This window comes from Halopseudomonas sp., assembly GCF_041579695.1.
Taxonomy (GTDB): Bacteria; Pseudomonadota; Gammaproteobacteria; order Pseudomonadales; family Pseudomonadaceae; genus Halopseudomonas.
Genome location: NZ_JBFGFI010000037.1, coordinates 18829 through 27892 on the forward strand (window position 1 = coordinate 18829; position 9064 = coordinate 27892).

The window sequence follows — 9064 nt, forward strand, 5'->3', positions numbered from 1 at the left end:
AAAAATCTTACTCCTAATGTAATACATTAAGTATCTCCATTATCTGATTGGAATGCTTCAGGTTGACCCCCGAAAGTTGATGCAAAATCTCGGAGCTACCCCTGTTTTGGGCACTAAACCCCCGCTATATAACGGTTTTTCCGTGAAGTCCTCACTTGACGGTGCGTGCGTGCGGTTCCTATAGTGTGACGAAGTGGTGTGAAGTGGGTGAAAGTGGGTTGTTTTGGATAAATCCCGTCATTTCACATGCCAACTCAAAGGGAGATGCAGCACCGTGTTTCGTGGAGCCAATGCCATCAATCTGGACGCCAAGGGGCGGCTTGCGATGCCGGCGCGGTATCGCGACCGTCTCGTGGAGCTGTGCTCGGGCCAGTTGGTGGCAACCATCGCTCTGGAAGAACGCTGCCTGTGGATCTATCCGATGCCCGCCTGGGAAGAGGTGGAGGCCCAATTGCGCAAGGCGCCTAACCTCAATCCGGCAGTCAAGCGCTTGAACCGTCTGTTGATCGGTAACGCGAATGAAATCGAGCTCGATAGCAACGGGCGCTTTGTTGTGCCGCCGCTTCTGCGCGAGCACGCCGGCCTGGACAAGAAGGTCATGCTGGTAGGACAGCTGGACAAGTTCGAGCTGTGGAGCGAAGACGCCTGGGAAGCCACCACCGCTGGCTACCTGGATCAGGAACAGAGTCTGGGCGAGCTGCCGGACGTATTGCAGACATTGAGCCTATGACCACGCCAACCCCTTTCTCCCATACCAGCGTATTGCTGGACGAGGCCATCGAAGGCCTCGCCATAAAGCCCGACGGGCTTTATGTAGACGGCACCTTCGGCCGCGGCGGGCATAGTCGTGCGCTCCTTGCCCGGCTCTCTGCGCAGGGCCGGCTCCTTGGCTTCGACAAGGACCCGGATGCAGTCCGGGTCGGTGCGAAGCTGGCGGCCGAAGACGGCCGCTTTGTCGTTATACAAAGGTCTTTTGCGGATATGGCCGAAGAACTGCGCCAGCGCGGGCTGCACGGTCAGGTCGACGGCGTCCTGCTGGATCTGGGCGTGTCCTCGCCGCAGCTGGACGATGCCGAGCGCGGTTTCAGCTTCATGAACGATGGTCCGCTGGACATGCGGATGGATCCGACCAGCGGTCAGAGCGCTGCCGAGTGGATCAACAGCGCCGCCGAGCAGGATATCGTTACCGTGCTCAAGGAATATGGCGAAGAGCGTTATGCCAAGCGCATCGCGCGCGCGATCGTCAGCCGTCGGGGCGAGCAGCCCTTTACCCGGACCGCGGATCTGGCCGAAGTGGTAAAGGTCGCCAACCCGGCCTGGGAAAAGCACAAGCATCCGGCCACCCGTGCATTTCAGGGTATCCGCATTTTCATTAATCGTGAACTCGACGACCTTGCCGAGGGGCTCAAGGCCGCGCTTGAGGTGCTCGCCCCCGGTGGCCGCCTGGTGGTCATCAGTTTCCATTCGCTGGAAGACCGTCTGGTCAAGCAATTCATGCGCCGCGAAGCCAAGGGCGCCCCCTTGCCCCGTGATTTGCCAATCCGTGCCGCAGATATCGATGTCAGCATCAATCTGGTTGGCAAGGCGATCATGCCCAGTGCTGCGGAAACCGCAGTCAATCCTCGTGCTCGCAGCGCCGTGCTGCGTATCGCCGAGAAGCGCCCATGAGTGCCCAGGCGCAACTGCCGTTGAGCGCGCAAGTGCGCGGCGGGCTGCCGCGCAGCAGTGGTTGGCTGTTTATCGTCTGGGTACTGGTGGTGCTCAGTGCTCTGGCCGTTTCCTATAGCTCGCACTGGAGTCGCGTACTGCTCAACGAGCTGGCGACGGAAATGGACCAGCGCGAGGATGCACAGGCGGAATGGGGACGGCTGGTTCTCGAACAGAGCACCTGGACGGCGCACAGCCGGGTCGAGACACTGGCAACCAGCGAGCTGAAAATGCGCGTGCCGGAAGCCAGCGAAGTGATTCTGGTGAAACCATGATCTCTCTGAAGCCGAACGGTAGCCTGCACCCCTGGCGTTTTCGCGTTGTGATCGGTGTGCTGGCAGTGTGCAGTGCACTGATCAGCTGGCGGATTGTCGAGCTGCAGGTAATGGACGGCGGCTTTCTGAAAAACCAGGGCGACAAGCGCAGTATGCGTCACACGGTAATACCGGCCCACCGGGGTCTGGTCACTGACCGGCATGGTGAACCGCTCGCCGTGAGTACGCCGGTTATGACCCTGTGGGCCAATCCGAGCATTCTCATCGATCACGAATCCCGCTGGGACGAACTTGCCCGGGCACTGGGCACTGATCCGAAGACCTTTGCTGAACGCCTGCGGGCCAATGCCGCCAAGGAGTTCATCTATCTGCGCCGGCACATGACGCCCCAAGACGGTGAGGCCGTCACCGCGCTCAAGGTGCCCGGCGTGAAAAGCGTTGAAGAATACCGCCGCTTCTATCCGACCGGCGAAGTGGCCGCTCATCTGGTGGGCTTTACCAATGTGGATGAAGCCGGGCAGGAAGGCCTTGAGCTGACTTACAACGACTGGTTGCAGGGCGTGCCCGGCAAGCGCCAGGTGCTGCAGGACCGCCGCGGCCGTCTGATCAAGGATGTACAGGTCGTCAGTAATGCGCGCCCGGGCAATGACTTGGCGATGTCGATCGACTTGCGCCTGCAATATATCGCCCATCGCGAATTGCGAGAGGCGTTGAAGAACTTCGGCGCCAAGGCCGGGTCCGCTGTGCTGCTGGATATTCGCACCGGCGAAGTCCTTGCGATGGCTAACCACCCGAGCTACAACCCGAACAACCGGTCCAACCTCAAGCCGGACATGATGCGCAACCGGGCATTGATCGACGTGTTCGAACCCGGCTCGCCAATCAAAACCTTTACCGTGGCTGCCGGTCTGATGAGCGGTCGCTATCAGCCCACCACCGTGATGGATACGCGCCCCGGCACCATGCGTGTATCGACGCTGACCGTACGCGATTTTCGCAACTACGGCATGCTGGATCTCTCCGGTGTGATCATGAAATCGAGCAACGTCGGCGTGGTCAAGATCGCGCTGGATATTGGTGCAGAGAACATCTACGCGCTGTTGCAACAGCTGGGTCTGGGTGAATACACCGGCCTCGGATTTCCAGGCGAAAGCACTGGTAGCCTGCCCAATCATCGGGATTGGCCACAGATCGAAACGGCCACGTTGTCCTATGGTTATGGGCTGTCGGTCACCGCCACGCAGCTGGCCCAGGCTTACGCTGCGCTGGCTAATGGTGGTCGCCGTCTGCCCCTCTCTCTGCTCAAGCTTGATGAAGCCCCGCAGGGTGAACAGGTCATTCCGGAACATATCAGCAAGCAACTCCTGACCATGCTGCGGGGCACGGTGGATGGCGAGGGTGGCACCGGCTCGCGGGCCCGGGTGCCCGGTTATCAGGTTGGCGGCAAGACCGGTACGGTGCACAAGACCGAGAATGGCGGCTACGCCAAGGACCGTTATCGTTCGGTTTTCGCCGGTATAGCGCCGATCAGCAACCCGCGTTTTGCCGCGGTGGTGGTCATCGATGAGCCGAGCAAGGGCGAATACTACGGCGGCCTGGTTGCCGCCCCCGTATTCGGCGAGATAATGTCCGGTGCGCTGCGCCTGCTCAACGTGACGCCGGATGATCTGCCGGCATTGCAGCAGGTTGAATTGCCGCCATTGCAGGCGCAGGAGGGCTCACGCGGATGAAGACACTCCAGCAGCTGTTCCCTGCGTGTCAGGGCGCGCCAGTGGACATCGAACATCTGACACTCGATAGCCGCGAGGTTCGTCCGGGCAGCCTGTTTCTGGCGGTGCCCGGTATCCTTCAGGATGGTCGCAGGCACATCGCCGGGGCGATCGAAGCCGGTGCCGTGGCCGTAGCCTATGAATCGGCCGACGGCTTTCAGCTCGACGGTAGCGTAGAGGTGAGCGGCAATGCAGTCATGGTGCCGGTCCCCGGGCTGGCAACCGAGCTTTCGGCTATTGCTGGCCGCTTCTTTGGCGAGCCCAGCCGGGATCTCGGGCTGGTCGGCATTACCGGAACCAACGGCAAGACCAGTGTCAGCCAGATGCTGGCACAGGCGCTGAGTGCGCTGGGCAAGCCCTGTGGTGTAATCGGGACCCTCGGCAGTGGGCTTCTGAATCAACTGGTCGATCACGGCATGACCACGCCTGACGCGATCAGCGTGCAGCGCCAGCTTGCCGCCATGCGGGACCAGGGCGCCGGCTGGGTAAGCATGGAAGTTTCGTCCCACGCGTTGGATCAGGACCGGGTAGCTGCGCTGGAATTCGATCTGGCAGTTTTCACCAATCTGAGCCGCGATCATCTGGATTACCACGGTGACATGGCCAGCTACGGCGCGGCCAAAGCCAAACTGTTCGACCGTCCGTTGCAGGCGGCGATCATCAATCTGGATGACGCCTTTGGCCGCGAGCTGATCGAGCTAAGCCCCTCGCGCTGTTTTACCTACAGTCTGAGCAACCCGGAAGCGGACCTTTACTGCAGCACCATTGAATACACCAGCACAGGCATTCGCGCCGCGCTCCACACCAGGCGCCGCAATGCGATGCTGGAAAGTCCGCTGCTGGGCGAGTTCAATCTGGCCAATCTGCTCGCGGTGGTCGCTACCCTGCTGGCACTTGAGGTCAGACTCGATCGCGCCGTCGCCCTCGCCGACGACCTGACTCCGCCAGCAGGGCGCATGCAACGACTCGGCGGTGGCGACAAGCCGCTGGTGGTGATCGATTATGCGCATACCCCCGACGCGTTGGAAAAAGCCCTTTCCGCGGCGCGCGCCCATGCCCCGGGCAGGCTGACCTGCGTGTTCGGCTGTGGCGGCGACCGTGACAGCGGCAAGCGTCCGCTAATGGGTCAGGTAGCCGAGCGTAATGCTGATCAGGTGTTGGTCACCGATGACAATCCGCGCAGCGAATCGTCCGCACACATCATCGAGCAGATACTCGCCGGAATGCAGCATCCACAGTCAGCCAGGGTTACGGCCAACCGCGCCGAAGCCATCCTCACCAGTATTGTTCAGGCGCAGGCCGGGGATCTGATCCTGCTGGCCGGCAAGGGACATGAAACCTATCAGGAGATTGACGGCGTGCGTCATCCTTTCAGCGATATCGAGCAGGCTGCCAAGGCCCTGCAGGAATGGGAGGCCGCTCATGCTTGAAGCCATGCGCCTGTCCCAGTTACTCAAACCCCTTGGCGGCAGCCTGGTGGGTCTGGATGCCAGCTTTGACAGTGTCAGTATCGACGCCCGTACCGTGGCACCCGGCGGCCTGTTCGTAGCGCTCGCTGGCGATCACATGGATGGACATGACTTTGTTACCCAGGCGCGTGAGAACGGTGCAGCCGCGGCCATGGTCAGTTACACCGTGGATGATCCATTGCCCCAGTTGCTGGTCCACGATTGTCGCTACGCCCTGGGGCAGCTCGGGGCCTTGGCTCGCGAGGCTTTCACTGCGCCGGTGGTGGCGATCACCGGCTCAAGTGGCAAAACCAGTGTGAAGGAAATGCTTGCCGCGATCCTGCGCGAGCGTGGCCCGGTACTGGCTACCCGCGGGAACCTGAACAATGAGCTGGGAGTACCCCTGACATTGCTCTCGCTGGAAGCCACGCACCAGTTTGCCGTTATAGAGATGGGCGCCGCGGTACAGGGCGACATCGAGTACAGCATGAACCTGGCCAAGCCACAGATAAGCGTGCTGACCAACGCCGGTATGGCCCATGTGGGCCGCTTTGGCGGGCCCGAGAAAATTGCCCTGGCCAAGGGCGAGATATTTACCAACCTGCCCGCCGACGGCAAGGCGGTGATCAATCTTGACAGTCCATGGTTCGAGCAGTGGTACCAGTCGCTTGGCCGCCGCACTTCGCTGGCGTTCAGTCTGACCAATCCGACCGCCCAGTTGCGTGCCGAGTCGGTCGAACTGGACGAACGCGGTTGCCCGGGTTTTCTGCTGGTCACCCCTAAAGGCTCGATTACCGTCCAGCTGAACCTGCTGGGTAACCACAGTATCGCCAATGCCCTCGCCGCCGCGGGCGCTGCGCTGCATCTGGATACCGAGCTGGAGGTCATCCGCCGCGGTTTGGGCAAGGTCATGCCGGTTGCCGGCCGCGCCTGTCCGGTGTCCGGTCGCAACGGCGCGTTGATAATCGATGACAGCTACAACGCCAATCCTGCGTCTGTGATGGCCGCCATTGACATCCTCGCCGGCATGGATGGCCGCCGCATTCTGGTACTGGGCGATATGGGCGAGCTGGGCGAATGGGAGCAGCAAAGCCACCGCGAGGTGGGCGCCTACGCCAGTGAACAGGGCCTGGATGCACTATTCGCGGTCGGTTCGCTGTCCGCGCTGGCGACAGAGGCGTTCGGCGATGGCGGCCATCTGTTCGGCAGTCGAGAGGAACTCGTTACTGCGCTGGCTGCGCAGCTCGACGGCAACAGCAAAGTGCTGGTCAAAGGTTCACGCAGTGCTGCAATGGAAGGCGTTGTTGCGGCTTTGACCGCGACCGGCGAGCCGGGCGGCACCGACAATAATAACGACAGGGCCTACTGATATGTTGTTGCTACTGACTCAATATCTGCAACAGTTCTACACCGGTTTCGCGGTGTTCCAGTACCTGACCCTGCGCGGGATTCTTGGCGTGCTTACCGCCCTGGGCCTGGCTTTGTTCCTGGGTCCCTGGATGATCCGCACGTTGAGTTTTCGGCAGATCGGCCAGTCTGTGCGTAACGACGGGCCGCAATCGCATTTGTCCAAGGCGGGCACTCCGACCATGGGCGGAGCATTGATCCTGGTCGCAATCGGTGTCAGCACTTTGCTCTGGGCTGATCTGAGTAACCTGTATGTCTGGGTCGTGCTGGGCGTGACTCTGTCCTTTGGAGCCATCGGGTGGGTGGATGACTATCGCAAGGTAGTAGAGAAGAACTCCCGCGGCCTGCCGTCACGCTGGAAGTATTTCTGGCAATCGGTGTTCGGTCTGACCGCCGCGATTGTGCTGTTCATGACCGCCACCGACCCGGTTGAGACCACGCTGATTCTGCCGTTCTTCAAGGAGATCGAATTCCAGCTCGGCATTTTCTTCGTGGTGCTGACCTACTTCGTGATCGTCGGTTCGAGCAACGCGGTCAACCTGACTGACGGCCTGGATGGTCTGGCGATATTGCCGACGGTCATGGTCGGCGGCGCGCTGGGCATTTTTGCCTACCTCTCGGGTAACGTGCGCTTCGCCGAATATCTGCTGATTCCCTACGTGCCGGGCGCCGGCGAGCTGATCGTCTTCTGCGGTGCACTGGTCGGTGCCGGCCTCGGTTTTCTCTGGTTCAACACCTATCCGGCTCAAGTATTCATGGGTGATGTGGGTGCCCTGGCACTGGGCGCGGCGCTGGGTGTCATTGCAGTCATCGTCCGCCAGGAGATCGTCCTGTTCATCATGGGCGGCATCTTCGTGGTGGAAACCCTGTCGGTCATCGTCCAGGTCGCTTCCTTCAAGTTGACCGGCCGGCGCGTATTCCGCATGGCGCCGATTCACCATCATTTCGAACTTAAAGGCTGGCCCGAGCCGCGCGTGATCGTGCGCTTCTGGATCATTACCGTGGTGCTGGTGCTGGTTGGCCTGTCCACATTGAAACTGCGTTGAGGAAAGTGTTGTGTCACTGATTACCACGGACAAGCAGCGGATCATCGTCGGCCTCGGGAAGACCGGGCTTTCGGTCGCCCGTTATCTGGCGGGCCGCGGCCTGTCATTTGCTGTGGCGGACACACGCGAGAATCCGCCGGGTCTGGATCAGCTCAAGCGCTTCGCGCCGATGGCCGATCTGCACTTGGGAGAGCTGGACCCAGCCGTGCTCAGCCGCGCGTCGGAGCTGATCGTCAGCCCGGGTATTGCCCTGGCTGAGCCGGCATTGATGGCCGCACGCGCCGCCGGCGTCAGTCTGGTCGGTGACATCGAGCTCTTCGCCCGTGAGGCACAGGCCCCCATCATTGCGATTACCGGCTCCAACGCCAAGAGTACCGTAACCACACTGGTCGGCGAGATGGCGGCAAAGGCCGGCAAGCGCGTCGCTGTGGGTGGCAATATCGGTACGCCGGCGCTGGATCTGCTGGACGAGAAAGCCGAGCTCTACGTGCTGGAGCTGTCGAGCTTCCAGCTGGAAACCACTGACATGCTGAATGCGGAAGTGGCCACCGTGCTCAACATGAGTGCCGACCACATGGACCGCTATACCGGTGTGGTTGCCTATCATCAGGCCAAGCATCGGATATTCCGCGGGGCTCGCCAGGTTGTCGTCAATCGCGATGACAATCTGTCCCGCCCCCTGCTCAACGAGCAGTTGCCTTGCTGGACCTTCGGGCTGTCGCGCCCCGACTTCAAGGATTTCGGGCTGGTCAAGGAGGAAGGCGAGCAGTATCTGACGTTCGAATTCACGCCGCTGATGCCGGTCTCGCAGTTGAAAATGCGCGGCGCGCACAACCATGCCAACGCCCTGGCGGCTCTGGCACTCGGGCATGCCGTTGGCTTGCCGATGGAACACATGTTGGACACTCTGCGCGAATTCACGGGTTTGCCGCACCGCTGCCAGTGGGTTGCTAGCCAGAGAGGTGTGGATTATTACGATGATTCCAAAGCCACTAATGTGGGTGCCGCGCTGGCCGCGATAGAAGGTTTTGCCGCCGATTGCCAGGGCCAACTGGTGCTGATCGCCGGTGGTGACGGCAAGGGCGCCGAGTTTGCGCCATTGCGCTCACCGGTACAGCAGCACTGCCGCGCCGTGGTGCTGCTTGGCCGCGATGCGCCACTGCTTGCCGAGGCACTGGATGGCTGCACACAGCTGATCCGCGTCGAGACACTGGAGCAGGCCGTGCAGGCAGCTACCGACGTGGCCCGGCCGGGGGATATCGTATTGTTGTCGCCTGCCTGCGCCAGCCTGGACATGTTCCGCAATTTCGAGGAGCGCGGCCGGTTGTTTGCCGAAGCCGTAGGGAGGCTGAAGCCATGATCGGAGTCGCTACGTTCATGAAATCGGCCGGGCCGCTGATCGGATCGCGCCG

The 9064-nt window shown here is 61.3% G+C and carries 8 protein-coding genes; all 8 read left to right on the forward strand.

Going from position 1 to position 9064, the window contains the following annotated elements:
- Nucleotides 1–274 precede the first annotated feature (274 nt).
- From mraZ to murD, 8 genes are read left to right on the forward strand one after another with little or no spacing between them, the layout of a single operon-like run.
- A complete protein-coding gene (gene mraZ, locus ABYA88_RS09285) occupies nucleotides 275–730 on the forward strand; it encodes a division/cell wall cluster transcriptional repressor MraZ (RefSeq protein WP_373186844.1) in 456 nt (151 codons plus the stop codon).
- Nucleotides 727–1668, forward strand: coding sequence for a 16S rRNA (cytosine(1402)-N(4))-methyltransferase RsmH (gene rsmH / locus ABYA88_RS09290; protein ID WP_373186845.1), 942 nt, complete (start codon nucleotides 727–729; stop codon nucleotides 1666–1668). The genes mraZ and rsmH overlap by 4 nt, the downstream gene beginning before the upstream one ends.
- A complete protein-coding gene (gene ftsL, locus ABYA88_RS09295; protein ID WP_373186847.1) occupies nucleotides 1665–1982 on the forward strand; it encodes a cell division protein FtsL in 318 nt (105 codons plus the stop codon). The genes rsmH and ftsL overlap by 4 nt, the downstream gene beginning before the upstream one ends.
- A complete protein-coding gene (locus ABYA88_RS09300) occupies nucleotides 1979–3712 on the forward strand; it encodes a peptidoglycan D,D-transpeptidase FtsI family protein (protein WP_373186848.1) in 1734 nt (577 codons plus the stop codon). Before ftsL ends, ABYA88_RS09300 begins: the two co-directional genes overlap by 4 nt.
- Nucleotides 3709–5181, forward strand: a complete 1473-nt coding sequence (locus ABYA88_RS09305) for a UDP-N-acetylmuramoyl-L-alanyl-D-glutamate--2,6-diaminopimelate ligase (protein WP_373186849.1) — start codon at nucleotides 3709–3711, stop codon at nucleotides 5179–5181. The genes ABYA88_RS09300 and ABYA88_RS09305 overlap by 4 nt, the downstream gene beginning before the upstream one ends.
- The gene (gene murF, locus ABYA88_RS09310; protein ID WP_373186851.1) at nucleotides 5174–6568 is read left to right on the forward strand and encodes a UDP-N-acetylmuramoyl-tripeptide--D-alanyl-D-alanine ligase; all 1395 of its coding nucleotides are present in this window, start codon (nucleotides 5174–5176) and stop codon (nucleotides 6566–6568) included. Before ABYA88_RS09305 ends, murF begins: the two co-directional genes overlap by 8 nt.
- A 1-nt stretch (nucleotide 6569) precedes the next feature.
- Nucleotides 6570–7652 carry a phospho-N-acetylmuramoyl-pentapeptide-transferase gene (gene mraY / locus ABYA88_RS09315; RefSeq protein ID WP_373186852.1) on the forward strand — a complete coding sequence of 361 codons (1083 nt, stop codon included), beginning with the start codon at nucleotides 6570–6572 and terminating at the stop codon, nucleotides 7650–7652.
- Nucleotides 7653–7662: 10 nt separating this feature from the next.
- Nucleotides 7663–9012, forward strand: coding sequence for a UDP-N-acetylmuramoyl-L-alanine--D-glutamate ligase (gene murD / locus ABYA88_RS09320; protein WP_373186853.1), 1350 nt, complete (start codon nucleotides 7663–7665; stop codon nucleotides 9010–9012).
- Nucleotides 9013–9064 lie beyond the last annotated feature (52 nt).

What these genes read in the sequence shown, in the direction of transcription:
- mraY (WP_373186852.1), top strand. Translation starts at nt 6,570, where the DNA reads ATGTTGTTGCTACTGACTCAATATCTGCAACAGTTCTACACCGGTTTC.
- ABYA88_RS09300 (WP_373186848.1), top strand. Translation starts at nt 1,979, where the DNA reads ATGATCTCTCTGAAGCCGAACGGTAGCCTGCACCCCTGGCGTTTTCGC.
- murF (WP_373186851.1), top strand. Translation starts at nt 5,174, where the DNA reads ATGCTTGAAGCCATGCGCCTGTCCCAGTTACTCAAACCCCTTGGCGGC.
- ABYA88_RS09305 (WP_373186849.1), top strand. Translation starts at nt 3,709, where the DNA reads ATGAAGACACTCCAGCAGCTGTTCCCTGCGTGTCAGGGCGCGCCAGTG.
- rsmH (WP_373186845.1), top strand. Translation starts at nt 727, where the DNA reads ATGACCACGCCAACCCCTTTCTCCCATACCAGCGTATTGCTGGACGAG.
- ftsL (WP_373186847.1), top strand. Translation starts at nt 1,665, where the DNA reads ATGAGTGCCCAGGCGCAACTGCCGTTGAGCGCGCAAGTGCGCGGCGGG.